The organism is Actinomyces sp. HMSC065F11, assembly GCF_001813085.1.
Taxonomy (GTDB): Bacteria; Actinomycetota; Actinomycetes; order Actinomycetales; family Actinomycetaceae; genus Gleimia; species Gleimia europaea.
The window spans coordinates 161,762-187,383 of the sequence record NZ_KV811470.1 but is presented as its reverse complement, the minus strand read 5'-3'; the positions used below and the strand labels follow the sequence as shown (position 1 = coordinate 187,383).

Sequence of the window (25,622 nt, the reverse complement as noted above, 5' to 3'; positions counted from 1 at the left end):
TTACAAGGGGAAGTGGTAGCTGAGCCACCACTTCCCCTACTAGACGCTTTAGTTTATCGCAGTCCAAGCATTGACGAGCATGCCGGCCACTGTCCCCAACCAGCGCGCTGCTGGAGGATCTGGGCTCGCATCGTCTGCTCTTCAGCCGAAGCATCCGACGGCAAGCCACTGCCGCCTACCGCTTGCCACGTAGGTAGCGAGAACTGGTAGAGGCCGTAGAAACCGTTACCCGTGTTCGTGCCCGGATTGCCACCGGACTCACACTGAGCCAGCGCGGCCCAAACACCGGCCGGCGCGGAACCCGTACCCGAGCCCTGCTGCGGAGCAGCCGCTACAGCTCCAGCCGGGCGCTTCTTGGTTCCATGCTCAACGATCTTGTCGGTAGGCTCTTCACGATCTTCAGAAACCTTGGTAGAAACAAGGACCTCACTGCCACGCTTCTGCTCGTACTTTACAGTGGTGATCTTGCCCTTCTGGCCCTCTTGCACCACGCGAGATTCACCCTCGTAAAGCTCATCCGTGTCACGCTCAACCGTCTTGAAATCAAGCTCCTCGACGTCGGTTACAGTGCCGCGCGTTTGGCGCACGATGTTCACCTTCACGTCACCGTCACCGGTTTCTAGGAAGACCTGGTCAATGGGTGAAGGAGTAATGTTTGCTGCTTCAAGGATATCAGGAACGGTTGCATCCTCAGGAACCTCAACAGACTTGGCATTGCCGTCAACCACAACGCTTACAGTGCCAGCCTCGTTAAGAACTGCAGGCAGGGCCTCGCGAACACTCGAACGATTCGCAGCGATGGCAACATTGCGGCCCGAATCAGCGAACACGCTCATCACGCCCTCAAGCGAATCGGCGGTGGACCAAACCTCAGAGCGGCCCAACTCATCGCGAATCGTGTACGGCTTCGCAGACGTGAACGTAATCGTCTGGCCCTTTTCTACCGGAGCGGAAACTGCAGGGGTTACGAGATCATGCTCGCCAACCTTTACACCAGCCGCCTCCAGCGCGCCGCCAACCGTGCCGCCCCAGACCGTTACAACCGAAGTTGCACCATCAGCGTTCACCAGGACGTCGGTACGCGCCGAAGCAATCGAAACGCCAGCCGTCGCTACGAGGGCCAAAGCAGACGCAGCTGCAACGGATTTAATGGTCGTTTTCGATGCGTTCGTTGCCCAGCGGGTTGACGCTACATTGTTGAAAGCCAAACTTTTACCTCTTGAGTAGATAACTAACTACTCCCTACCGTAACCAGATCGTTATAGAAATGGGAAGCTAATCCGCCGGCAAATTGTGCAAGCTCACACAAAGTTTGTGCCTTTACTTACAAAGCACTTCAAGCAAAAAAGACATTGCCATACACTGCTTCACTATTTTTCTGTAACTGCTCGAGGGCGTCCTCCTCACTACGCTCCCACATCTGCGCGATGAACCGAACCGTATGCGCAATAACGTATGAGGCGTTCGGATGACCGCGATACGGCACGGGAGTGAGGTAAGGAGCATCTGTTTCTACCAGAATGCGGTCTGGTGATAGTGATTTGAAGGCCTCGCGCAGATCATCGTTAGCCGCAAACGTTAGTGATCCGCCAAACGAGGCGTACCAGCCGTTCTTCTCTACGTGCCGAGCCAGGTGCGTTCCACCTGAAAAGCAGTGGAACACGATTGGCGCGTTCCCCTTATCTGCACCCGTGTCGTAGAGGACGTCCAAGCACTCCTGATGTGCATCTCGGTCATGGATCTGCACTGGTAAGGAACGCTCAAATCCCATGCGCAAATGAGCAGCAAACGATTCCTTTGCAGCGATAAGGCCTGCGTCGGCCGTGCGGAACAGGTCGATACCGGTTTCTCCCACAGCCACAATGGACGGATCATCCAGCCGGCTCTCCACCGCGGCAAGAGCCTCATCTAAAGGCACGTGATGATCCTTCAGCTCATGCTCCCAACCGTCGGCGGCCACGTCCAACACACCCGCGTGTAGCGGCGCCTCATTGGGATGGAGCGCAATAGCTGCACGTACCCGCGGGAAGCCAGCCGAGTCACCAAACTTGTGGGCAAGCTCAATGGTGGGATCAAAATCTGTAATCTCACAGCCCACCGTAATGAGCCCGCGGACTCCCACCTGGTGCGCGCGATGGAGCTGTTCCTCGAGGGGAAGCTTGACGCCGCCAGCTTTGGGGATTTCCCACTCCCCAATGGGCAGATGCGTGTGATTATCGAGCACAGGACCAGCTAGAGCCGCAGGGGGCCCGGGCCAGTTCCGAGGCTTTTTCCTACTCATCTTCTACTCCACCGTCATACATCTCATCTGCGTCCAGGGTTTCCTCGTTAAGCTCCCCCGCTTCGGCCAAGGCAGGTTCATCCTGGGGCAAGTCACTCTTGGCGATCTCACGCTCGTGCTTGCGCTTCAACTGGCGTTGCCTGGTTTTCCGCTCAAAAACAATCAAAGCTATCAGTAGCAATAACGCGAGGGCGCTGGTGAGTTGTCCCGCCCGCAATCCGATAGGCGTGAAACTCATATGCACCTGGTTATCACCCGCTTGCACCGGAATCAGCATGAGCGAATCATCGAAAGGCTCTATCTTTACATTCTGCCCGTTAACTGTAGCTTCCCAACCCGGATCGTAAATATTACTTACCAGCAAGTAGCCTGCCTGGGGTGCGCTGATGCTCAAATCCATAGAACGACCGCCCCGCTCAATCTTCACGGGGGTGGCTTTCGCCTTCGCAACGGCACTTTCATAAACCGAATCATTCATTACGCCGGCTTCGAAGCTAACCGTGCCGGACTTGTCTTTCTCGGTCTTGAACTCCACTCGACCGGTATCGCCCGCGTGCAAAACGCCCAAGTCAACCAGACCATTCTTTTGGGTACTTACCTGGACCTTCTGTTCATTCCCGGTGTAAACCGAAACGTTTTGCACCTTCACCGTTCCAGACTTGTAGGCGAGGAAGTAGTGGCCATCCTTTTGCGCTGTAACCCTCACGTTTGCAACGGCCTGTCCGGAAGAAGATTCAATCTTGACCTGCTGACCAAAAGGCTCGTTAGATTGCTCAGACACCGTGCCCGTGGTAGCTGAGAACTCTGCCTTCACCGTCTCATACAGGCCGGAGGTGCCAAACGCAGCCTCGTACATCCTCGCTTGATTGGTAAGGAATCCCTCGGCTCCGGTTTTGAAATCTTTGGCCGCGCTATCAACCAGGAACGCATTAGGCAGGGCGTCCGCGTTCTCGTAAACATTGAGACTGGTCGATTCGTAGTAGGTCGGGTAGTCAATCAACTGCCCGCGCTCTTTGTCGCTGGCCATCACATATTTCACGCCCAGGAAGGTATCGAGCGGTTTAGCCGGATTGTAAGCGTAGGAGTTAATGCCGTTAGTGGATAGGCCAACGTCCTCCATGAGTTTCAACTGCGCCTGGCTGAATGAAGAACCAAACAGCGTGACACCGTCATAGCCGTAGAGGAATGCGTCGTTATAGGTCTTGCGATTAGCGAGCTCCGCCCGCGGATACCCGTCATTGTCAGTCTTGATCTTAGCGGCAACCTCGCGCACATCCCGGGGGAAGTCGCCCGCGGCATAGCCGTCGCGATTGCCAAATACCTGCCCGTCTCGCACATCTTTAATGCCCACAATTGATGAAGCCAGTAGCTCCATTGAGACCAAGCCGATCATGGTTGCCACTGCAACGCTCCGCGCGGCAAACACTCGCGGCGACTTCCTCAGTTTCAAGGTGATTTCTTCTCGCCTAGATACAGCCGCAAGAACCGCCACGTACAGCGCGCTAACCGCGATGGTCGCGACCATCGAACGCGCGGTCACAGCCTCTTTATCGATTCGATACATGACCAGGGCGAGCAGACCTATTCCGGATGCGATCTTCGCCAGTGGAAGCGGCTCGGTTTTGAGCGCACGGAAAGCGTCGGCAGCCATTACCACAAGGAGGAATACCGCGGTGAATGCAAACCGGTGGTTCAACTGGTTCGGGTAGTGCATTCCGTGCCAGAAGAAGTTCAACGAGTTGACCGACAAGCTGAGCGCCATGACGGTCAACAGAATTCCGTTAGCAACCTTCACCTTTACGGAAATACTTCGAGTCAGGAAGTAGGCCGGGATCAGCAACAGGACGAGGGTTCCCGCGTAAATGTTCGGAAGACCCTCGCGCACAGCGGGTGCGGACAGGAACATTTGGCGCCCAAGCAAATCAATGGGCGAATACATGAAGTCCACTTTGTCTGGCCACGCATCACCGTATGCCGACGTGTGTTGCAACTTCAAATAGACCGGGATTAACAGCGCGGAGGCCAGCGCGGCCCCGAACACGGACGCCCCACCAAACAGGATCGCTTTAGCCACCTGATCTCGCCAACGTTTGAACGGAACGTTCTCAACCAGAAGGACCAGGAAATACAGGGCGATAAACAGGACGGCGAAGAACGCCGCGTAATAATTTACGAAGAGGGTTATGGCCGTGAAAATCACGTAGGGAACAAGCCGCTCATGCTTGACGATCAACCACGCGCCGTAAGCGAGGAGAGGCAACATGATCTGCACGTCCAGCCACATTATGTTCCAAAAGTACGCGAGCGTGAACGAAGAGAGCGCGTATCCGAGGGAGAACAAGACGGCAACCCACGGGGTGTGAGCGCGGCCTCGACGCAGGAAGAAATAGCTGGTGTAGCCCGCCAAGCCCGTTTTCAAAACGACGTCGAACAGCACAAAGTTAGACAGTTGCGAGGCGGGGAACAACAAAATGAGCAGGTTTATTGGACTTGCCAAGTAGTAGGCGAAGAGCGAAAGGAAGTCGGTACCCAAGCCTCCTCGCCACGAATACATAAGAGTCTCAAAGTTTGACAGCTTGCGCTGATATTCAGCGAGGAACGGCGCGTACTGATGGTACAGGTCGATAGTGAGGATGTGCCGGTTGCCGCTGGGCCACACCCCCGACACCTGAAACGCGATGAAAATGATCAGTGCCGGAATGACGAACGCGGCAATACCCGGACGATTCTTAGAAGCAAACCAGGCTTTCGGATTCAATAGCGCGTCCCTAAACCTACGCACCCTGCTTGGCACCGTAGCTTCGACTGTTGCCGATTGTTCAGACGCGTCTACGGGCTGGATACCCTGCTCACTCTGCTCCGAATGCGCTACCGGCACGCCCTCAGGTTCCGCGTCCTGGGGCTCTACGTCCTGGAGCGCTGCGTCGTCCGGCATAAAAATCTCCTCGCTCATCACTACACTGCGACAACAGTATTTTGGCAGACTTGCGCCCTATCAGCACCCACCTGCCTTAAGAACCGGCCCCTCATAAGCATTTTGGGGAGGGCAGCGCCACGCACTGCCCTCCCCAAAACATCACTCTAGGAGATTACTCCCACTCGATCGTTGCCGGCGGCTTCGACGTCACATCAAGCACAACACGGTTGATTTCCGGGACCTCGCTGGTGATTCGCATCGAAATGCGATCCAGCACATCGAACGGCACGCGTGCCCACTCGGCGCTCATGGCGTCCTCAGAAATGATCGGGCGCAGAACAACTGGGTGACCGTACGTGCGCTGATCGCCCGTGACACCCACGGACCTTACATCAGCAAGCAGAACAACCGGGCACTGCCAAATAACTTCATCAAGGCCAGCATTCGTTAGCTCCTCGCGCACAATGTAGTCAGCTGCGCGCAGAACATCCAGACGCTCCCGAGTCAGCGCGCCAACCACGCGCACACCCAAGCCGGGGCCGGGGAACGGCTGGCGCTTCACCATAGAGGCCGGCACCCCAATCTCGAGGCCAAGCTCGCGAACCTCATCCTTAAAGAGGGCGCGCAACGGCTCAACCAGCTCAAAGTTCAAATCCTCAGGCAGGCCGCCCACGTTGTGGTGCGACTTGATGTTCGCCGACCCTTCGGCTCCAGACTCGACCACATCCGGATAGATTGTGCCCTGGACGAGGAACTTAACCTCCTCCCCATCGCGATCAGCTTCTGCCACGAACTTCTTCTGAGCATCCTCGAACACACGAATGAACTCGCGGCCAATGATCTTGCGCTTCTGCTCCGGTTCGGTGACGTCCTTCAACGCGTTCAAAAAACGTTCGGACTCATCAATCGTGACCACACGGATACCCATCGTGGCTGCGTAGTCACGCTCAACCTGCTCACGCTCACCCAGACGCAACAGGCCATGGTCCACGAAGAAACAGGTGAGCTGATCGCCAACAGCCTTGTGTACAAGCGCTGCCGCAACCGAAGAATCCACGCCGCCAGAAAGCGCACAAATCACGCGCGCAGAACCAACCTGCTCGCGGATCTTCTGAATCTCACTATCGACAATCGAGGCCGCGGACCACTCGCCCTCAATACCGGCAATATCGCGCAAGAAACGCACAATCTGATCCTGACCGTGCTCGGTGCGACGAATCTCCGGGAGCCACTCCACGCCGTACAAGCCGCGAGCTGCATCCTCGGCTGCCGCAATCTTCGACTTCTCCGTGCTCGCGCTCACGCGGAACCCATCGGGGAGCTCCTCGACGCGGTCAGTGTGAGACATCCACACATCCTGGTCACCATCAGTACCAAGCAGTTTCGAATCCGAAACCGTCACAGTTGCGCGGGCGCGACCATTTTCAGGAACATCTCCGGGGGTAACCACACCCCCCAAGGCATCCATCATCACGTGGAAGCCCGACGAAATAGCAAGAACTGGAACCCCAGAATTAAGAATGTCCGCGTCAAACTTAACGTGCGCGGACGACGGACCACCAGAAAGAATAATCGCAGCAGGATTTTTTTCACGGATCTGCTGCGCACTATAAGTCTGGGGAACAATCTCGGAGTAAACATGGGCCTCACGGACCCGGCGGGCAATCAGCTGCACGTTTTGTGCACCTAAATCGACCACCAGAACCGGGCGATTCTTCATTTCATTTGCGTTAGTCACAGCTAAATTCTACCGCGCAAAATTTGCCTTCCGTCACCGCGTCCCAAAATTAGGGCAGAATATTAGACATGGCACACAAGAAGTCGGCAACGTCGCTTTCAGAAGTCTTCATCCGTAAATGGGGCACGCGCAAGCTCAAACCCCTTACAAAAACCGAAAAACAAGCCATCGACGCCATCAATCACGACTTCCTTCAAGCCGCCAACGAAGCCGCCACCGCGGCTCACTGCCCCGACACAGCGTGGTTAATATCTCTTTGGACCAGCCCTCGTGACCTCGGAAAACGAAAAGGTCCAGACCTACCTGACCTTGACCTGGTACTCGCCGCTATCAACATCATTGAAAACGAGTACACCAACCGCACGCGCACACTACCGCGCCGCAAAATTCGCGAGCCCCTTGCCCGCATGTGGCAGGCCCACGAGGCCCGAAAAACCAATCCAAACTGGGAAGAACTTACCGACAGCAAATCCCGCTGGTACACCACCGAAGACCTGCAACAGTGGTACAACAACGTAGAAGAGGGCGCCAAGAACCTTACCGTTTTACCCACCCGCACCTACCCGCATGCTTTTGTGCAAGCCGTGGCGTGGGTGGAGGCGTGGGACGAGTTCCTTAAACTGCGCGGCCACATCGGTGAGCGCTTCTCACTACGTGAAGAACTAACCCGACTGCACAACTGGCCCGGAGACCAGTGGAATACCGGCGATGACTACGAATCCGCCCAAAACCGCTTCCACCGTCGGCTCGCCAAAGCTCAAAAGCGCGTTGCCGACCCGCTGCGAGACCAGGTGCTTCGCCGCGCCCTCTACCTGCGCGAAGGTCTGCTCACCGAACCCGTTGATCCTCTCGAATGGTTCCTGGCCTCCGCCTCGTACACTGCCATCAACCCGGGCGTCATGATTCCGTGGACGCAAAAGGACTACAACGCCCTCGGCGATCTGGTTGATAGCTTTGAAAACCTGCGCCTACGCTCCAAACGCAAGTCGTTCGAGGCCAAGAAGTCGGACCTCAAACTAAAACTGACGTCCATTGACGAAAATGAACTAACGTGGGTATGCGGACCGCAACAAATGATTGACCTGGATGAGGACGTCGTGGCTGCCCTCCCTCCCGGATGCGCAGTGAAGCGGCTTATCGTCTCACGCAAGCACCCAATCGGGCCGGACTGGATGGTCTACTGGGTTGAATCTGAAGATGGCGGCGCCAAACCTATCCTCAACCTCGTTGAAACTGCGAAGTTGCGCCCGCCAATCCTTTTCGTCTCAGATGGCACGCCCGCGAACCTTGCCTCGCTGGTATCTGAACACCTTGATAGCGCCTTCACTATCCCCACCCACCCGCTGAGCGTGTGGAACAAACCCGACCACCCATTCTGAAAAATATCTGCCGCGCGTTGACGTACAGTTTAGGTGCAGACCGTAAGTTTGAACTTCGCACAATAAAGCCCCTGTGACTAAATAAGGAGTAGCACGTGAGCCTCACGATTGGAGTTGACGTAGGCGGCACGAAGATCGCCGCAGGCCTTGTTAATGAAGAAGGTGAAGTTCTGCGCACGGAAGTTATACAGACTCCTGCGCAAGAAGTTGACGCAACCGCGAGCGCAATCGCCACGCTGGTTGCAAAGCTGCGTGAGGGCGAGGAAGTAAGTGCCGTTGGTATTGGAGCCGCAGGTTTTTGCGACGCCGCGCGCACTTCGGTTGTGTACGCGCCAAACTTGGCGTGGCGCAACGAGCCGCTGGCTTCAAAGATCACGGAGGCAACAGAGCTTCCCACTGTGGTCGAAAACGACGCAAATGCGGCGGCATGGGGCGAGTTCCGTTTCGGAGCCGCCCGCGACGCGAAGAACGCGATTGTTATCACGCTAGGTACTGGCATTGGTGGCGGCATCATCGTTGATGACAGGCTGGTGCGCGGTTATCAAGGATTTGCCGGCGAGGTTGGCCACATGCAGGTCAAGGCCGGAGGACGTCGCTGTGGCTGCGGAAATCGAGGTTGTTGGGAACGCTACGGTTCGGGCACGGCTCTCGTGCACGAAGCTCGCGAAATCGCCACTGTTGCACCCGCGTCTGCGTTGCGACTGCTAGAAATGGCTGACGGTAACCCGCAGCAGATCACCGGGCAGATGGTTACGGCCGCTGCGAAAGAAGGCGACCCGGTTGCGCTCGACGTGGTTGAAACCATTGCGGAGTGGGTGGGCCGCGGGCTTGCTGACCTCTGTGCCATCCTCGATCCGGAAATGATCGTGCTAGCCGGCGGCGTCGCCTCTGCGGGAGAGTTGTTGCGTGCGCCCGTCCAAAAGTCGTTCGAAAAGAACCTTACTGCCCGCCTGTACCGCCAGCCTGCCCAGATCACACTGGCTGAGCTGGGCGTTCCCGCTGGCCTAATCGGCGCGGCTGACCTGGCTCGCCAATCGGGTTAGCATCAAAGTCACTCAAATAGAGGGGCGCGGTGAACCATCCTTACGGACTCGATTCACCGCGCTCCCCTTTTACTATTCGTGTTGCCAGGCTCTCCACAAGGAAGCGTATTCGCCGCCGCGAGCTACAAGCTCATCGTGCGTGCCGAGCTCCACTATGCGTCCGTCCACCATCACCGCTACCCGGTCCGCGTCGTGAGCCGTATACAGCCGGTGCGCGATCGCAACGACGGTTCGCCCCTCCAACGCCTTCCCAAGGGAACGCTCCAACTGCCTTGCCGCCGTTGGATCCATCAGCGAGGTAGCCTCGTCAAGAATCAACGTGTGCGGATTCATGAGGACGATGCGGGCAAGCGCTAACTGCTGGGCCTGCGCTGGGCTCAGTGTCAGAGCGCCCGAGCCGACCTTGGTGTCCAGCCCATCCGGTAGCTCCTGTACCCAGCTGGCCGCCCCCATGCTTTTTAGAACATGCCACATCTGTTCAATCGTGGCGTCCGGTTTTGCGAGCCGGAGGTTGTCCGCGATCGTGCCGACAAACACGTGGTGCTCCTGCGTCACCAGGGCCACGTTCTGGTGCAGCTCGTTTTCCGTGAGTTCAACTAGAGGAACTCCTCCAACCGTTACCGACCCGGAGGTGGGCGGGTGAATACCTGCAATCATCCGGCCGAGTGTGGACTTGCCCGCACCTGACGGGCCCACGATTGCGAGCGTCTCCCCCGGCCTCAGCTCTAAATCAACCCCGTGCAAAACGGGATGTTCCGGCCGGTACTCAAAGCTCACGTCTCGTACGCTTACAGCGTTCGAGGTAGGCTGCTTGCCCGACGCGACCCTGTCCGATTCCACCTCGTCCACGCCAAAAATACGGGCCAACGAGGTTGCCGCACTTTGAAGTACATCCACCCAGAACGAAAGCTCACCGAGCGGATGCGAAAGCTGAACTCCGTACAGCGCGATCGTGGTTACCACGCCCAGCGTGGCGTAGCCGTTTGGAATCGCCCATGCTCCGGCCATCGCCACCAACAGCGCCGGGGTTTGCAGGAAGAAAATGACTGCGCTTAGCAAGAAGATGCGCAGGTAAGCGGTGTAGCGCTCCAGATTCCAAATCTGGGTGATGGCCACGTCCAGGATGTTATTTCTGACCCGGCGCAAGTTGAGCGCGTCAACCGTGGAATGCTGTTCAACCGTCTCGGTGGTAATGCCGGACAGCGTTGCCCACTGCGCGGACTCCGCCTGATATCCCGGCACAGCACGGCGCAAGTACCAGCGCACTATGAACATTAGAGGAATCAGCGGAACCAATAGCAATAGCGCCAACATGGGGGCAAGCAAAAACGCGGCTACGTAGGTGACTAGCGCAGTTAGCACGATCATAATAATGCGGTAGATTCCGCGCTGGACCAGGTACTGAATGCGGTCAATATCGTGGGTTGTACGCCCAATCAGGTCTCCCGTACCTGCCGCTTCCACAACGGACAGAGGCATGTGGGTAACCGAATTCACCAGATCCTCGCGAAGCTGGGCAAAAACCGCCTGGCCGAACACGCGCGAGAAGTACTCGCCCAAATAAGTCAGCAACAACTGTGCGGCCACCAGCACCCCAATAATGATGAGGTAGCGTGTCACTTCCGCGCGAGTAGTCCCCGCCACGATCAGATCCAAAAGCCTACCGATGAGCCACGGGGTTGCCACCACGATTAGAGACGCCACAACTTGGAACACCAAGACCGTGGCAATTAGCTTGGGGAACCGGCGGATAACAGCCCAAAACCTCGAGATCACCTGCGGGCGAGCGGCAATAGGAAGCTTCATTACTCTCCTCCCTGAGCGCGCTGAACAACCTTTTGATACTTAAGACCGCTCTCCTCGCGCCTTAGCGCGCGATCCAGCAGTTCATCGTGAGATCCGCGAGCCACTTCCTTGCCGTCCTCACCAATAAACACAACCTCGTCACACTGTTCTAAAACCAATGGGGAGGAGGTTACTAGCACCGTGGTGAGCTGCTGGCGCCGCGAGCGCAACCGGCTGGCAATCCGCGCCTCTGTATGCGAATCCACCGCGGAGGTAGGCTCGATTGCGATTAGCACATCCGCGTTTGTCGCGAGGGCACGCGCAAGTGCAACGCGCTGGCGTTGCCCACCAGAGAGCGTGCGGCCCTTCTCTGCCACTGCTCCGTTCAACGCCCCAGGAATGGAATCCAGCACGTCTTGAGCATCCGCAGTCCACATAGCGTCCAGCAGAGCCTCATCCATCGCATGCTCCCCCACCTCAACTTCGGGGCGCTCCTCGCGAATCCGGCTATCCAGATAGGTCTCAAAAATCGTGTTCTGCACCGTCAGCGGCTCGCGCATATCTGCCCGATCAGCCAACAGATTATCTCGCAAGCTTCCCCTAAACAGGTGGTCGTGTGCCGACGCCAGGACGATGTGCTTGCGCACCTCATCTACCGGGCGATCACGCAAATCATCTTTGCCAATAAATACCGGGTTCTCGTCGTCTACCCGACAAAGCCTTGTAGCCAGTTGCGCGGAAACATCCGGATTAGCAGCAACCAGTGCGGTAATAGCGCCGCCCTTCACCTCTACGCCGCTGATACCGTCGCGCAGAGATTGCAGATACCGGCTGTCCGCTGAACAAGAACTCGCTTCGTTTTCCGAGTTGTTGTCCACGTTCTCATTAGCGTCCGTCCGATCCTGCACGCTCGATTTCAGCTCCTGCACGCGAGCCACCTTGCGCAGTCCCACCCACGCACGCGTGCCCACCTGCATCGCTCCTACGATTATGAACAGCGGCGTGGCCAAGTACCCGGCAAAACCGTAAAAAGCGATCATCTCTCCGGCAGATAGCTGGCCTTCAAAAACCAAGAACGCTGCGATTGCCACTACCGCGAGAGCGAATGCGTGCGGGACTCCCTGCGATGCGGCGCTTAGCAAAGCCTGCGGGCGGGCAGCGTGAATCCCTCGACGACGAACCTCTTGCGACAACTCCCTGTAGCGCTCGTTGAATACGTCTTCCCCTCCAATTCCGCGCAAAACTCGCAGACCGGTCACAACATCCGTGCCGATATTAGTGAGGTCGCCTTGCGCATCACGCTGGGATTGCTGGCGCTGCTCGAGCGGTTTTATAAGCAAAGAGAGACCGCCAACCACCACCGGCATTCCGATCAGCACCACTAGCCCCAAGGGAACTGAGACAGAGAACATCAGAGCGGCAATCACGACTGTTGTAATCAGGGACGCTGCCAGATCTGAAATGTAAGCAAAAAGTGCGCCAATATGGTTGGAGTCGGTTGTTATCGTGGCAATAATGTCTCCGGTTGCCATGTCTGTTTCTGTTTGCCCGCGCCGGTTTGTCACGTGATACGAGGACATTCGTGCACTTCCAACTTGGGCTTGAAACCAAGTTCCGATCTCGAATACTTGGTACAACCCCGAGAACACGGTTGCGATTAGAATCAGCGAGAAGAAAACCACCGCGGGGCGAATAAGGTGGCTACCCAAGCCCATATCCAGGCCGGCATCCAGAAGGAGCCCGAGCGCCCAAGCCAACAGAGCTGAAGACACCTGCGACAGGGTTGCCACCAATGTGGCGCCAAGAAGCAACCACTTATTCTTACGTAAGAGTCCTAACAAGATCCGCCTAGGCGAGGCCTCCATATCCACAGGATCACCCAATGGAGGGCGCAAGAAAGACGGCCACCAGCCAGGCTCTTTTGCCACCGTGGGAAGCTCAATACCGTTCCTACTGGCAAGACCCCGGCTTATGGCCTCGTGCCTTTCGTTAAAACTCATGTTGTGCACCCGCGTAACGTTACATCACGAGTGCTATGTATTCACTACTCAAATGCGACTTTGGTGCCTTGAGACATTTTTGACTCTACTTTCATGGTTGTTTTTAACTACCATTGGAAAGAGCCATAAAAATATTCTGAAGGAGATAGTTTTGGCACGCACACTTTTCGTTGCCTCGCCAGAGCCTCGCACCGGTAAACCAATGGTGACCATCGGGCTGGCTTCATTTTTTATTGAAAAAGGTATGAAGGTTGGCCTCCTGCGCCCCATTGTGCGAGACCGATCCACAGACGCGATGCTGAACATCTTCAACAACGGCACCGTCATTTCTGGACCTGCCGTTGGCGCCCTCACCTATGACGAGTACATTGCGGACCCTGATTCCGCTTTGGAAAGCATTGTGCGAACACACCGCAAGCTTTCTGAAAACGTTGATGTTGTCATAGTTTCAGGTTCCGATTTTGAAGGCGTCGTTGGTTTTGACGAGTTTGAGTTCAACTGCCGAGTAAGCGCCAACATTGGGGCACACATGGCCGTTGTTCTATCCGGTATTGACCGCACCCCAGAAGACGTGATGGATGCCGGACGCCTAGCCGTGACTACGGCTCGCCAGGAGTTCGCCCACGTGGCGGGTGTGGTTATAACGCGCGTTCCAGAGGAAAATGCGGATGACTACCGCCGCAAGGTGGAGAAGATCCCCACCTACGTGATCCCGGAAGACCCGTTGCTTACCGCCCCTCGAGTCATCGACATCATGAACTCCACCAACGCCACACTGGTAAATGGTGACCGCGCAAACCTGCTTCGCGAAGCCGAAAACGTCCTCATTTGCGGCATGAACTCCACGCACGTACTTGAGCGACTACAAGATGGTCAGATCGTTATTGCCGCAGCGGATCGCCCTGAGCTTTTGATGACCGTTGCCGCAGCTCACGCGGTTGAGGGCAAGCCGAGCCTCGCCGGCCTCATTCTAAATGGCGGTTTTGAACTGTCTGAACAAGTGATGGACCTGGTTGGCAAACTCGTTCCGGACCTGCCGATTATGACGGTTTCTACCGGCACTTTTGAAACCGCGGACAGGGTTTCGCGCACCCGCGGCCCCGTGCATCTGCACACCCCTCGCAAACTTGAGCGCGCTATCGAACTGGTTCGCAAATCGATCAATCCGGCCGCAATGGAAGCCATTTCTGAGGCTCCTGGCACCGCGCACGTCACTCCGCTCATGTTCCAGATTGACCTGCTTGAAAAGGCTGCGGCCAAACGCATGCGCATAGTCTTGCCCGAGCCCGAGGATGATCGCATTTTGCACGCTACCGACACGATTGTGCGGCGTGGCGTTGCCGACGTGATTCTGATTGGCGATGAGGAAGCGATCCGCGCCCGTGCGGGCGAGCTGGGCGTCGAACTGGCAAACACACAAATCGTGTCGCCGCAAGATCCGGAATTCTTGGAAAAGTATGCGGCCGAGTTTGCCCGCCTGCGCGCAAAGAAGGGCGTGACCTTGGAGCAGGCGCGCGAGAAGGTTCAAGACGTTTCCTACTTTGGCACCATGATGGTGCATATGGGGGATGCGGACGGCATGGTTTCAGGCGCTGCCCACACCACGGCTCACACCATTGTGCCGTCGTTCCAGATCATCAAGACCAAGCCCGGCACCTCGATCGTGTCTTCCACTTTCCTCATGCTGATGAAGGATCGCGTACACGTTTACGGCGACTGCGCTGTGAATCTGGACCCGTCGGCCGAACAACTTGCCGACATCGCGATCTCATCCGCTGAAACAGCCGCCCAATTTGGGGTGGAGCCTCGCGTTGCGATGATCTCCTACTCCACCGGCACGTCCGGCCACGGCCCGGACGTGGACAAGGTTCGTGAAGCCACCGAACTCGTGCGCCAAAAGGCACCCGGCCTTGCCGTTGATGGCCCGCTTCAGTTTGACGCGTCCATCGATCCGGTAGTTGCCTCGCAGAAGATGCCAAACTCGGACGTAGCCGGCAAGGCCACCGTGTTTATCTTCCCCGACCTCAACACCGGTAACACCACGTATAAAGCCGTGCAGCGTTCCTCCGGCGCTGTTGCCGTGGGCCCCATCTTGCAGGGCCTCAACAAGCCGGTTAACGACCTTTCGCGTGGCGCCCTCGTGGAAGACATCATTAACACGGTTGCAATCACCGCCGTGCAAGCCCAAAGCATCAACAACGAGCAGAACTAGACAGGAAGCAACCAATGAGTGAAACTCCTCCCCGGGTGCTTGTTATCAACTCCGGATCCTCATCGCTCAAATACCAGCTGGTAGAGCCCGAAGATGGCGTCTCCATCACCTCGGGTATCGCTGAGAGAATCGGCGAACCCGTGTCTCACACCGAACACCGATTCGGAGACAAAGAGGTTGCGATGGACCAGCCGATCCTCGACCACACCGCAGCACTGCGCGAGGCCCTGCGCCTGTTCGACCAGGTTGGACCAAAGCTCGAGGAAGCCAATATCGTGGCAGTTGGACACCGCGTGGTCCAAGGTGGCAGGTACTTCTCTGGCCCCGCCCTCATAGACGACCAAACGCGCAACCTAATCGACCAGTTGTCCCCATTAGCCCCGCTACACAACCCCGCCCACCTAAAGGGCATTGACGTAGCGCGAAAGATGCTTCCAGACGTTCCTCACGTGGCGGTTTTCGACACGGCGTTCTTCCAGTCTTTGCCCGACGAGTCGGCATCCTACGCGTTGGACAAGGAAACCGCGGACAAGTACTCGATCCGCCGCTACGGCGCGCACGGGACCTCGCACCAGTACGTCTCTGGCCGAGTCCATGACCTGCTGGGCCGTAAACGTATCCGCCAAATCGTGCTCCACCTGGGCAACGGCGCGTCCGCTTCCGCAGTTGTAAACGGCGAGGCCGTAGACACCTCGATGGGCCTAACCCCTCTCGAGGGCCTTGTGATGGGCACGCGAACCGGTGACATCGACCCGGCGGCTGTGTTCCACCTCATGCGCAACGGCGGCATGAAGATCGATGAGATCGACACTTTGTTTAACAAGCGCTCCGGTCTGAAAGGCCTTACCGGCGACAATGACATGCGTAGCGTTCGCGCCCGCGCAAACGCGGGAGACAAGGAAGCCCGTCTTGCCCTAGACGTCGTACTGCACCGCCTGGTCAAGTACGTTGGCGCCTACGCTGCCGAAATGGGCGGCCTGGACGTTCTCACGTTCACCGCAGGCATTGGCGAAAACGACTCGGCTCTCCGCCAGGAACTGTGCGACAAGCTGAAGATGTTCGGCATCACGCTGGATCCGGTTGCAAACGTTTTGCGCTCAAAGGATCCGCGCACAATCTCGGCCTCCGACTCGAAGGTGCGAGTAATGGTTGTGCCTACAAACGAGGAGCTAGCCATCGCCCAACAAGCGATGTCGCTGCTTGACTAAAACATTGTGGCGCCCCGCTCTCGCGAGGAATCGACCGAGCTGTTCGGTTTTCTTCGCGGAGCGGGGCGCCATTTCAATTTGGGCTCTAAAATCGTAATCAGGGATAACCAAGCCCTGCTTTACCTGCCATTCGTGAAGGAAAAACATGTACGACTTTCACTCCCCCATCGCAAACGGGTTTGCCCGTGTAGCGGCCGCCAACATCCCCATCAAGGTTGGGGATCCCGCCGCGAACGCGATCAGCATCATTGAAGCCGCCAACCTGGCGAGCGAAGCCGGAGCAAGCGTAGTCGTGTTTCAAGAGCTCACGCTGGTAGGAGTAACGGCAGACGATCTGCTGTTCCAAGACACAATGCACGAGGAATGCGAAACTGCAATAGAGACCATCAAGCAGGCCTCCGTAAATTGGCCCCTAGTAGCTCTGTTTGGCACTCCTCTACGGGTAAGTGGCAAGACTCTGAACGCCGCAGTCGCTGTCACCCGCGGCCAAATAGTAGGAATCTGGTTTGATCCCGTTCAAAATGATCCGATGCGAAAGCGCTGGTTTAGTTCCTGCTCTGATGCCTCCCCCGCCTACTCGGTCATATTGGACCAGCCGCTATTTTTTGCGAGCGAGACACCTCTGACGATCCAGGACGTGCCCGGCCTATCCATCAGCGTGCAACTGCAGGAACCGATCGACTACCAGATGCAGGCAAAGCATGGCGTTAGCCTAGTTGCGAACTTGGGCGGGGCACCCGCGTTTGCAGGAACTGCACGGCATCGTTTGGCCCGGGCACGTGAGGCCTCGCGAACCGCAAAACTCGCGGTTGTGTATGTGGGCGCAGGCGAGGGAGAGTCCACAACCGATTACGCGTGGGACGGGCAGGCTTTCATCGTGGAGGCCGGCGAGGTACTGGCACAAAACGACCGGTTCGGATCCGGTGTACGCCTCACTTATGCCGATATTGATCTGGCTCGACTACAGGCAGAGCGCAAGCTTTCAAGCCCGGCGCAAGAGGAAATGTTTGCCAGCCAACAGGTGCGGGTGCAACCGCGGGGCGACTGGACGCTAGAGCGCAGGTTCCCCCGCTTTCCGTATTTGGATACGGATCCGGAGCTTTGGAAATCTGACCTAGAGGATATGATTGACCTGCAGGTCCAGGCCTTGATGCGCAGGCTTGAGGCCACCGGCAACCCGCACCCGGTTATCGGCATATCCGGTGGGCTGGATTCTACGCTTGCCCTCCTCGTGTGTGTTGAAGCTATGGAGCGCATGGGCCGGCCTCGCACCGACATTTTGACGTTCACCATGCCGGGCTTTGCCACCACCTCGCACACGAAGAACAATGCGACAAAGCTGTGCGAGGTTCTGGGCACAACGTTTGAGGTGATCGATATTCGCGATACCGCCCGCCAAATGCTTGCCGACATGGGGCACCCGTTTGGACGCGGCGAAGAAGTGTATGACGTGACGTTTGAGAACGTGCAGGCGGGTCTGCGCACCGATTTCTTGTTCCGCATTGCCAACGGCAGGCGCGGCCTGGTGATCGGTACGGGCGACTATTCGGAGCTCATGCTCGGGTGGTGCACGTTTGGCGTTGGTGACCACATGTCGCACTACAGCGTGAATCCGGGCGTTCCAAAACGCTTATGCAGCATCTGATCCGTTGGATTATGGCCTCGAATCGTTTTGGCGAGGACGTTAATGACACGCTGGATTCGATTTTGAACACCGAAATCACACCGGAGCTGATCCCCACGCGTGAAGGCGAAGAGGCCCAGTCTACGCAGGCAATGATCGGCCCTTACGCGTTGCAGGATTTCAACGCCTACTATCTGGTTTACCTGGGTTTGTCCCCAGAACTCACGGCTTTTCGCGCGTTGAATGCTTGGAGCAACGCAGACGAGGGCGTTTGGCCTGACGGTTTAGAAGCAGCGGATCGCGCCGAGTTTGACCTTCAGCAGATCCTCACGTGGGAGCGCGTGTTCCTGCGCCGCTTCTTCACAAACCAGTTCAAGCGCTCCACTTTGGCAAATGGCCCGCGTGTACTAGAAGGCGCGAATCTGTCGCCTCGTGGTGGTCTGATGCTCGCATCTGATCTTTCGCCTGCGCCGTGGCTTGCGCGCATAGACAAGCTGGCTGATAGCCTCGGCATCGAATTAGAAAAGAGGTAGCCGTGACTGCACTACTGTTGGTTTTTGGGGCCCTATTCATAATGGCTGCTACCCTTGGCGTGGCTTTGATTGCGAGCATTGTGAAAGAGGATGCCTGGCAAGGTTCCGCCCTGCGTTTGCCCGTGCGGTCCGATGATACCGAGGTGGTTCGTCACGTGCACCGCGCATCTCTGCCGATTCTGGGTGCCCTCGTGTTTATTGCTATGGCACACGGAGCTACCTTGCTGATCCTAGCTTTCTACCCTTCAGTGACCGTGGCAGTGAAGGTGGCAGTCATCGTCGCGGGTGTCGTAACCGTCGGAGGATTAGCGGCCACGATCATCTCTTACGCAAAACATCCGCACGTCAAGCGCTAAACCGCGTTTATAGTTTTGCCCCGAGGCCACTTGAATAGCCTCGGGGCAAAATCATTTTGGACTAGTCCTGCACAGATTTACGCTCTTCCAACACAACTGTAGAAGCAATGACTAACGCGCCTCCGATCGGCAAGATCACAATGGGCGCCAACAGGGACGTTGCGACAATCGCCTGGCCGAGCAGCGGTGGCAAGAGCAGGAACGAAAGGCGCATGAGCCAAGAGATCACCATGAGGCCAACCCCCGGTTTCAATCCGGGCACGTCGTCTGCGGCGTTCATTGCCAAGGGAACGGTGGTAGCCGCGCCAAAGCCCGCTGCGGCGAAGGCAATGACGGTGACAAAGATGTTTTGGAATAGGAGGGCCGCGCTCATACCAACAATGATGAGAGTGCCACCCATCAAAATGGTGCGCTTTGCCCCAAGCTGATCAACAAACCTGTCCCCCGTGACGCGACCCAGGAAGTGGAAAGCGAGCATACACACGTATGCTGCGGGCGCGAGGGCCGCGCTGGCCCCCAGGTAATCACGCATGTAGAGCGTGGACCAAGATTGCGCGATGTCTTCGACGAGCACACCGGAAATCGCCAGAAGTAGCAAAAGCGCAATAACGAGGGGAACAGACCAGTTTTTTGCAGAGAGCCGGTGAATACTGGGCTCGTCTTGATCTGCCCCGTCACGTCCCGGGAGGGTGTACTTGCTGGCGATGAGGGCAACAAGACTGAAGAGGACTCCGGCAAATCCGATGTGATAGCCGATTGGAACGGCTAGCGCGGTGGCTACCATGGCCATCAGTCCTCCGGTCATTGCACCCAAGGACCAGAAGGCGTGAAAACTATTAATAATGGAACGTCCGTAGCGTTTTTGTACGCGTAGGCCGTGCGCGTTTTGGCCCACGTCAACGATTGCATCCGTCGCGCCGCCAAGTGCGAAAAGGATGGCGAATGGGACTACGAGGATAGCTCCCCCACCCTGCGCGATAGCTACCAGGACCGCCGAAAGAGTCAGCGCGATTCCAATCAGGAACGTGCCGTAGGCCGCGACTTTAGCGGAGGTGAAGCGCTCCACGAACTTCGCGGCGAAGGGGCCGCCAATGATGGCGCCTAGCGGGAACGCCGCAATGATCAGGCCGTAGCCTCCCGCGGTTAGTTCGAATGCGTCTTTTAGTTCTGGGAACCTCGGCGCGAAGTTTGCAAACAGTGCGCCGTTGGTGAAGAACAGCGCGGTTACGCCGGCGCGCGCTCTAGCGACATCAGCAGAAACCAACTTGCCTTGACCTTTCAAAAGTGGATCTCGGTTGATTGTGTCAAAGTCAGCGCGCACTTTCCAACCAGTGATTATGCGAGGAAACCAGGCTTCACGGATAGAAAAGGCTCGCGCCCAACCTTGCTGGACGCGAGCCTTATTCCGCTTTGTTAGTTGGCCTTCGGGTGGGTCATGGACGCCACGTCGAGGGCTTCATCAAGCTGTGCTTCGGTGATCTCACCGCGCTCTACGAATCCGAGGTCAATCACGGCCTCGCGAACCGTGATGCCCTTAGCTACGGAGTGCTTGGCGATCTTCGCGGCGTTCTCGTAACCGATGATGCGGTTGAGCGGGGTAACGATGGACGGCGAGGACTCGGCAAGCTCCTTGCAGCGTTCAACGTTTGCGATCAGGCCGTCAACCGTGCGCTTTGCGAGGACGGTGCAGACGTTGCCAACGATGTTGATCGACTCGAGGATGTTGCGAGCCATGACGGGCAGCATCACCAGCAGGTCGAAGTTGCCCTGGGCGCCAGCGAACGCGATCGCCGCGTCGTTACCGATAACCTGGGCTGCAACCATGACGGTGGCTTCAGGAACAACGGGGTTAACCTTGCCCGGCATGATCGAGGAGCCCGGCTGCAGGTCAGGCAGGTGGAGCTCGCCGATTCCGGTGCGCGGGCCGGAGCCCATCCAACGCAGGTCGTTAGCGATCTTGGTTAGTGACACTGCGATGGTACGCAGGGCGCCGGACAGTTCAACGAGGGAGTCCTGGGCGGCCTGGGCTTCGAAGTGGTTGCTGGCTTCCTTGAATGGAAGGCCCGTGTTCTCGGCGATGAGCTCGATGACGCGCTCGGAGAAGCCGGCCGGCGTGTTGATGCCGGTGCCCACAGCGGTGCCGCCAAGAGGGAGCTCGTACAGGCGCGGGAGGGCGGCGTGCACGCGGTCGATGCCGTAGCGGATCTGGGTGGCGTAGCCGGAGAACTCCTGGCCAAGCATGATCGGGGTTGCATCCATCAAGTGGGTGCGGCCAGACTTCACAACGTCCTTGTACTCTTCAGCCTTGGCTTCGAGCGATTTCGCGAGGGTCTCAAGACCGGGCAGAAGAACCTCATCAACGGCCTGTGCGGCAGCGATGTGGATTGACGTGGGGAACACGTCGTTGGAAGACTGCGACGCATTGACGTGGTCGTTCGGGTGTACCTTGTCGCCCTTGATACGGGTGGCGAGGGTAGAGATGACCTCGTTGGTGTTCATATTCGAGGACGTGCCCGAACCGGTCTGGAAGACGTCGATGGGGAACTCACCGTCGTGCTTGCCGGCAATGACCTCTTCGGCGGCTTCGCGGATGGCGTCCGAGGTGGCCTGGTCGATGACGCCGAGCTCGAGGTTGGCGATAGCGGCAGCGCGCTTCACCTGGCCGAGTGCGGCGATGTGGTGATCGGAAAGTCCGCGCCCGGAGATCGGGAAGTTCTCAACTGCACGCTGTGTTTGTGCGGCGTAGAGGGCGTTCTTGGGAACGCGAACTTCACCCATCGTGTCGTGCTCAATGCGGTATTCGATTTCGGTCATTAGTTCTCCTTCATCGTTGATCGCGCGACGTGCGCGCTCTTACTTCTATTGTCTAACACGGGGGCCATGCTGGGGGCGGTTTGCACGCATGCCCAAGCAGGCTATGCCGTATCGAATATTGGTGAGGAACCTTTAGTGCGGTTCGTAGGGCGCCACCACCATGTCTACGCGTTGGAGTTCTTTGACTTCCAAGTAGCCGGTGGTTGCCATGGTGCGGCGGAGCGAACCGATGTAGTTAACGGTGCCGTCGGCCCGTGAGGAGGGACCGAAGAGGATTTCTTCCATGCTGCCAACCGTGCCCACGTGTACGCGGTGTCCGCGAGGAACTTCGGGGTGGTAGGCCTCCGATCCCCAGTGCCATCCGCTTCCAGGGGCTTCTTTTGCGCGAGCGAGGGCTGCGCCGAGCATGACTGCATCCGCGCCGCAGGCGATTGCCTTCGGGAGGTCTCCGGAAAGCCCGATGCCTCCGTCGGCGATGATGTGCACGTACCTACCGCCAGATTCGTCGAGGTAGTCTCGCCTTGCCGCAGCGATGTCTGCGAGTGCGGTTGCCATGGGCGCGTGGATTCCGAGGAGTTGGCGGGTGGAGTGTGCGGCTCCCCCACCAAATCCTACGAGCACGCCGGCAGCGCCGGTTCTCATGAGGTGCAGGGCGGCGTTGTAGTTTGCTACGCCGCCCACGATGACGGGCACTTCGAGTTCATAAATGAAGCGCTTTAGGTTTAGCGGTTGTGCCCTACTGGATACGTGTTCGGCGGATACCGTGGTGCCGCGAATGATGAACAGGTCTACCCCCGCGTCCACAACGTAGCGCCAGTACTTTTGGGTGCGTTGCGGGGAGAGCTTGCCGGCAACTACAACTCCGGCCTCGCGAATCTGGCTCAGGCGTTGGCCAATCAGTTCAGGTTTTATGGGCTCGGCATAGATTTCTTGAAGCCGGCGGTTTGAGGCGCGCGCGGGCAGTCCGCGGATTTCCTCGTAGACAGGTTCGGGGTCCTCATACCTGGTCCATAGGCCTTCGAGGTCGAGGACGCCGATGCCACCCAGCTTGCCTAGTGCGATCACGTTTTCGGGGCTCATGGCCGAGTCCATTGGCGCGCCCAGGACGGGAATGTCCACGTTGTACGCGTCGATTTGCCAGGACGTGTTTACGTCTTCGGGGTCGCGCGTGCGCCGGGAGGGGACGATTGCCACGTCGTCCAGCGAGTATGCGCGGCGGGCTTGTTTGCCGCGTCCAATGTTAATCGTCTCAGTCACACTTCCATGATACGAGCCTTACGTGACGCTTGTTGAAATAGTTGTCCGTATGGGCATATAAGCTTTACGTAGTGAAACGTTAAGGAGGATCCATGTCTTGGATTGCCGGCCCGTTCGTGGGTTTTGATACGGAGACTACGGGGGTTATTCCAGGTAGTAGCCGGCTCGTTACAGCCTCGATTATTTTTCGAGGTGAGGACGGCGATGAGGTTTCGAATTGGCTGACTGATCCGGGTGTTGAGATCCCCGAAGCTGCTCAGAAGGTGCATGGGATAAGCACGGAGTATGCGCGCGAGCATGGGCGTCCTTACCCTCAGGTGTTGGAGGAGGTCGCGCAAGTTCTGACCCGCGCGCTCGGCAACGGTATTCCCGTGGTGGCGTTTAATGCAGGGTTTGATCTGGGCCTGATGGAGGCCGAGCTTGCCCGCATGCAACTACCCACGCTAACGCAGCGTTTAGGTGAGATACGCCCGGTCATTGACCCGCTGGTACTCGATCGCGCACTTGTTCCCAGGCGGCGCGGTAAGCGTACCCTGGCAGACCTGATGGAGGCCTACGGCGTTAGTGCCGATGAGTCTTTGCACGACGCGGAGGTGGACACGCGTGCAACTTTAGATCTGCTGAAGCAAATGATTCGCAAGCACCCTCGCCTGGCCATGTACAGCCTGAACAGTCTGCACGAGTACCAAAAGCAGGCGCACGCGGTTTGGGCCGCTGATTTTGAGGCTTTCTTGCATAGCAAAGGCCGGGAAGCCAATATCAACCGCACCTGGTTGGTTTAGCTTCCCGGCCTGCTTCTACGCTAGTTCAGCTTAGCTGCCAAGCGATTCTTTGCCCGCTACCCCTCGTTGATGTGGTAGTTCGGGGCTTCTGACGTGATCTGAATGTCGTGCGGATGCGATTCGCGCAGGCCTGCTGAGGTTACGCGAACAAACCTGCCGTTCTCCTTCAACTTCGCAATGGTAGGCGCGCCAAGGTAGAACATCGACTGGTGTAGGCCGCCAACCATTTGGTAGATCACTGCGGCTAGCGAACCCGAGTAGGGCACCTGGCCCTCTATGCCTTCGGGAACGATCTTGTCATCCGAAGACACGTCCGCCTGGAAGTAGCGGTCCTTCGAGTAGGACTTGCGTCCGCGCGAGCTCATTGCGCCAACGGAACCCATGCCGCGGTAACGCTTGTACTGCTTACCGTTGGTGAATACGAGGTCACCGGGAGATTCCTCGCAGCCGGCAAGCATGGAGCCAATCATCACGGTGTTAGCGCCCGCAACGAGAGCCTTTGCGATGTCGCCCGAATATTGCAGGCCACCATCAGCGATGAGCGGCACACCCGCCGGCTTGCAAGCAAGCGATGCCAAGTAGATCGCGGTTACCTGAGGGACGCCAACGCCTGCGACCACGCGCGTGGTGCAAATGGAGCCGGGGCCTACGCCCACCTTCACCGCGTCCACGCCCGCATCGATCAGCGCCTGCGCGCCTTCGGTGGTGGCAACGTTTCCGCCAATAATGTCGATGCCAGCAAAACGCTCATCGGACTTGATCCGGCGAATCATGTCCAGCGCCAACTGTGCGCCGCCGTTTGCGGTATCAACAACGAGGACGTCTACGCCTGCTTCCGCGAGCGCCACTGCGCGATCCCACGAGTCGCCCCAGTAGCCCACTGCCGCGCCAACTAGAAGGCGACCCTCGCCGTCTTTTGCCGCGTCCGGGTATTGCTCGGTTTTAACGAAGTCTTTAACGGTGATGAGGCCGGCTAGGCGCCCCTGGTCATCAACGATGGGGAGCTTCTCAATGCGATTCTTAGCGAGGAGTGCTTTCGCATCTTCGCGGCCGATCCCAACGGGCGCGGTGATAAGCGGCGTGGGAGTCATGTGCTGTTCTACCGTTGCGGTTGCCCATTCGCTCGGAGGAATGAAACGCAAGTCGCGGTTGGTGATGATGCCGTGAAGCTTGCCGTCCTCGTCCACAACGGGCAGGCCGGAAACTCGGTAGTGGCCGCACAGTTCGTCCAGCTCCTCGATGGTGGCTTCCTTGTGGATTGTCACTGGGTCGCTAACCATGCCGGATTCGGATCGCTTCACCTGGCGCACCTGCTGCGCTTGATCTTCGATAGACAGGTTTCTGTGCAGGATTCCGATGCCGCCCTGGCGAGCCATCGCAATAGCCATGCGCGCCTCGGTAACGGTGTCCATTGCCGCGGACAGCATCGGGATTTTAAGAGTGATGTTTTTTGTTAGCTGCGCGGTCGTGTCAACCTCGGAGGGCACAACGTCTGTGATTTCAGGCAGTAACAAAACGTCGTCATACGTTAGGCCGGTAAGGGAAAAAGGATTATCGATCATTTCGCTCACGCGACCAGTTTAACGCAGGACGCGCGATGGTCTCACCCGCGCCCGCATAGTGACAAAACTTCTTATCGCCCAAAATCCGGACGGCGTAGAGGTTGCCCGCCGGACGCAGTTAACCTCCTCCG

At 57.6% G+C, this 25,622-nt stretch carries 18 protein-coding genes; 8 read left to right on the top strand and 10 right to left on the bottom strand.

All coding sequences use genetic code 11. The features are described 5' to 3' along the window. Window positions 1–53: 53 nt before the first annotated feature. From HMPREF2891_RS09910 to guaA, 4 genes are all read right to left on the bottom strand, one after another. Window positions 54–1,208 (bottom strand): resuscitation-promoting factor, encoded by a 1,155-nt coding sequence (locus HMPREF2891_RS09910; RefSeq protein WP_070663869.1) that lies wholly within the window; start codon window positions 1,206–1,208, stop codon window positions 54–56. A gap of 128 nt (window positions 1,209–1,336) precedes the next feature. Further along, window positions 1,337–2,281: a TatD family hydrolase gene (locus tag HMPREF2891_RS03320; RefSeq protein ID WP_070663868.1), complete on the bottom strand. Its 945-nt coding sequence runs from the start codon at window positions 2,279–2,281 to the stop codon at window positions 1,337–1,339. Then, window positions 2,274–5,234 carry a YfhO family protein gene (locus HMPREF2891_RS03315; protein WP_083309310.1) on the bottom strand — a complete coding sequence of 987 codons (2,961 nt, stop codon included), beginning with the start codon at window positions 5,232–5,234 and terminating at the stop codon, window positions 2,274–2,276. The genes HMPREF2891_RS03320 and HMPREF2891_RS03315 overlap by 8 nt, the downstream gene beginning before the upstream one ends. 136 nt (window positions 5,235–5,370) lie before the next feature. Next, a complete protein-coding gene (gene guaA / locus HMPREF2891_RS03310) occupies window positions 5,371–6,918 on the bottom strand; it encodes a glutamine-hydrolyzing GMP synthase (protein WP_186822298.1) in 1,548 nt (515 codons plus the stop codon). Window positions 6,919–7,004: 86 nt separating this feature from the next. On the opposite strand from guaA, the gene HMPREF2891_RS03305 reads away from it, so the two are divergent. Beyond that, window positions 7,005–8,315, top strand: a complete 1,311-nt coding sequence (locus HMPREF2891_RS03305) for a hypothetical protein (protein WP_070663867.1) — start codon at window positions 7,005–7,007, stop codon at window positions 8,313–8,315. A 95-nt stretch (window positions 8,316–8,410) separates the two neighbouring features. Further along, the gene (locus HMPREF2891_RS03300) at window positions 8,411–9,358 is read left to right on the top strand and encodes an ROK family glucokinase (protein WP_034506815.1); all 948 of its coding nucleotides are present in this window, start codon (window positions 8,411–8,413) and stop codon (window positions 9,356–9,358) included. A gap of 72 nt (window positions 9,359–9,430) precedes the next feature. On the opposite strand, the gene HMPREF2891_RS03295 is transcribed toward HMPREF2891_RS03300, so the two are convergent. Continuing rightward, window positions 9,431–11,164, bottom strand: a complete 1,734-nt coding sequence (locus HMPREF2891_RS03295; protein ID WP_070663866.1) for an ABC transporter ATP-binding protein — start codon at window positions 11,162–11,164, stop codon at window positions 9,431–9,433. Next, window positions 11,164–13,143 (bottom strand): ABC transporter transmembrane domain-containing protein, encoded by a 1,980-nt coding sequence (locus HMPREF2891_RS03290; protein ID WP_148131700.1) that lies wholly within the window; start codon window positions 13,141–13,143, stop codon window positions 11,164–11,166. Before HMPREF2891_RS03290 ends, HMPREF2891_RS03295 begins: the two co-directional genes overlap by 1 nt. 151 nt (window positions 13,144–13,294) lie before the next feature. Here HMPREF2891_RS03290 and pta point away from each other — a divergent pair, with 151 nt between their 5' ends. The 5 genes from pta (at window position 13,295) to HMPREF2891_RS03265 (ending at window position 19,076) form a co-directional block, all read left to right on the top strand. Then, window positions 13,295–15,355: a phosphate acetyltransferase gene (gene pta, locus HMPREF2891_RS03285; protein ID WP_070664232.1), complete on the top strand. Its 2,061-nt coding sequence runs from the start codon at window positions 13,295–13,297 to the stop codon at window positions 15,353–15,355. Window positions 15,356–15,369: 14 nt separating this feature from the next. Next, entirely contained in the window at window positions 15,370–16,563 is a 1,194-nt protein-coding gene (locus HMPREF2891_RS03280) for an acetate/propionate family kinase (protein ID WP_070663864.1), read from the top strand. A gap of 145 nt (window positions 16,564–16,708) precedes the next feature. Further along, window positions 16,709–18,208 carry an NAD(+) synthase gene (locus HMPREF2891_RS03270; protein WP_083311228.1) on the top strand — a complete coding sequence of 500 codons (1,500 nt, stop codon included), beginning with the start codon at window positions 16,709–16,711 and terminating at the stop codon, window positions 18,206–18,208. 11 nt (window positions 18,209–18,219) lie between these two features. Continuing rightward, entirely contained in the window at window positions 18,220–18,720 is a 501-nt protein-coding gene (locus HMPREF2891_RS09350) for a hypothetical protein (RefSeq protein ID WP_148131699.1), read from the top strand. Between the two features lie 2 nt (window positions 18,721–18,722). Beyond that, window positions 18,723–19,076: a hypothetical protein gene (locus HMPREF2891_RS03265; protein WP_070663862.1), complete on the top strand. Its 354-nt coding sequence runs from the start codon at window positions 18,723–18,725 to the stop codon at window positions 19,074–19,076. Window positions 19,077–19,137: 61 nt separating this feature from the next. Here HMPREF2891_RS03265 and HMPREF2891_RS03260 read toward each other — a convergent pair whose 3' ends face one another. From HMPREF2891_RS03260 to HMPREF2891_RS03250, 3 genes are all read right to left on the bottom strand, one after another. Further along, window positions 19,138–20,397, bottom strand: coding sequence for an MFS transporter (locus HMPREF2891_RS03260; protein WP_199171220.1), 1,260 nt, complete (start codon window positions 20,395–20,397; stop codon window positions 19,138–19,140). Between the two features lie 92 nt (window positions 20,398–20,489). Continuing rightward, the gene (locus HMPREF2891_RS03255; protein ID WP_070618027.1) at window positions 20,490–21,890 is read right to left on the bottom strand and encodes a class II fumarate hydratase; all 1,401 of its coding nucleotides are present in this window, start codon (window positions 21,888–21,890) and stop codon (window positions 20,490–20,492) included. 132 nt (window positions 21,891–22,022) lie between these two features. Next, window positions 22,023–23,147 (bottom strand): GuaB3 family IMP dehydrogenase-related protein, encoded by a 1,125-nt coding sequence (locus HMPREF2891_RS03250; protein WP_070663861.1) that lies wholly within the window; start codon window positions 23,145–23,147, stop codon window positions 22,023–22,025. 92 nt (window positions 23,148–23,239) lie between these two features. Between HMPREF2891_RS03250 and HMPREF2891_RS03245 the strand changes: the two genes are divergently transcribed. Then, complete coding sequence (locus HMPREF2891_RS03245) at window positions 23,240–23,929, top strand: exonuclease domain-containing protein (protein WP_070663860.1); 690 nt, start codon at window positions 23,240–23,242, stop codon at window positions 23,927–23,929. A gap of 56 nt (window positions 23,930–23,985) precedes the next feature. Here the strand turns inward: HMPREF2891_RS03245 and guaB are convergent, their stop codons facing one another. Then, window positions 23,986–25,491 carry an IMP dehydrogenase gene (gene guaB, locus HMPREF2891_RS03240; RefSeq protein WP_148131716.1) on the bottom strand — a complete coding sequence of 502 codons (1,506 nt, stop codon included), beginning with the start codon at window positions 25,489–25,491 and terminating at the stop codon, window positions 23,986–23,988. Between the last annotated feature and the right edge of the window lie 131 nt (window positions 25,492–25,622).

Excerpts from the sequence above, each read along its gene's own strand:
- HMPREF2891_RS03315 (WP_083309310.1), bottom strand. The coding sequence starts at position 5,234 with ATGAGCGAGGAGATTTTTATGCCGGACGACGCAGCGCTCCAGGACGTA.
- HMPREF2891_RS03270 (WP_083311228.1), top strand. The coding sequence starts at position 16,709 with ATGTACGACTTTCACTCCCCCATCGCAAACGGGTTTGCCCGTGTAGCG.
- HMPREF2891_RS03280 (WP_070663864.1), top strand. The coding sequence starts at position 15,370 with ATGAGTGAAACTCCTCCCCGGGTGCTTGTTATCAACTCCGGATCCTCA.
- HMPREF2891_RS03295 (WP_070663866.1), bottom strand. The coding sequence starts at position 11,164 with ATGAAGCTTCCTATTGCCGCTCGCCCGCAGGTGATCTCGAGGTTTTGG.
- HMPREF2891_RS03320 (WP_070663868.1), bottom strand. The coding sequence starts at position 2,281 with ATGAGTAGGAAAAAGCCTCGGAACTGGCCCGGGCCCCCTGCGGCTCTA.
- HMPREF2891_RS09350 (WP_148131699.1), top strand. The coding sequence starts at position 18,220 with ATGGCCTCGAATCGTTTTGGCGAGGACGTTAATGACACGCTGGATTCG.
- guaB (WP_148131716.1), bottom strand. The coding sequence starts at position 25,491 with ATGATCGATAATCCTTTTTCCCTTACCGGCCTAACGTATGACGACGTT.
- HMPREF2891_RS03245 (WP_070663860.1), top strand. The coding sequence starts at position 23,240 with ATGTCTTGGATTGCCGGCCCGTTCGTGGGTTTTGATACGGAGACTACG.
- HMPREF2891_RS03290 (WP_148131700.1), bottom strand. The coding sequence starts at position 13,143 with ATGAGTTTTAACGAAAGGCACGAGGCCATAAGCCGGGGTCTTGCCAGT.
- HMPREF2891_RS03255 (WP_070618027.1), bottom strand. The coding sequence starts at position 21,890 with ATGACCGAAATCGAATACCGCATTGAGCACGACACGATGGGTGAAGTT.
- HMPREF2891_RS03305 (WP_070663867.1), top strand. The coding sequence starts at position 7,005 with ATGGCACACAAGAAGTCGGCAACGTCGCTTTCAGAAGTCTTCATCCGT.
- guaA (WP_186822298.1), bottom strand. The coding sequence starts at position 6,918 with ATGAAGAATCGCCCGGTTCTGGTGGTCGATTTAGGTGCACAAAACGTG.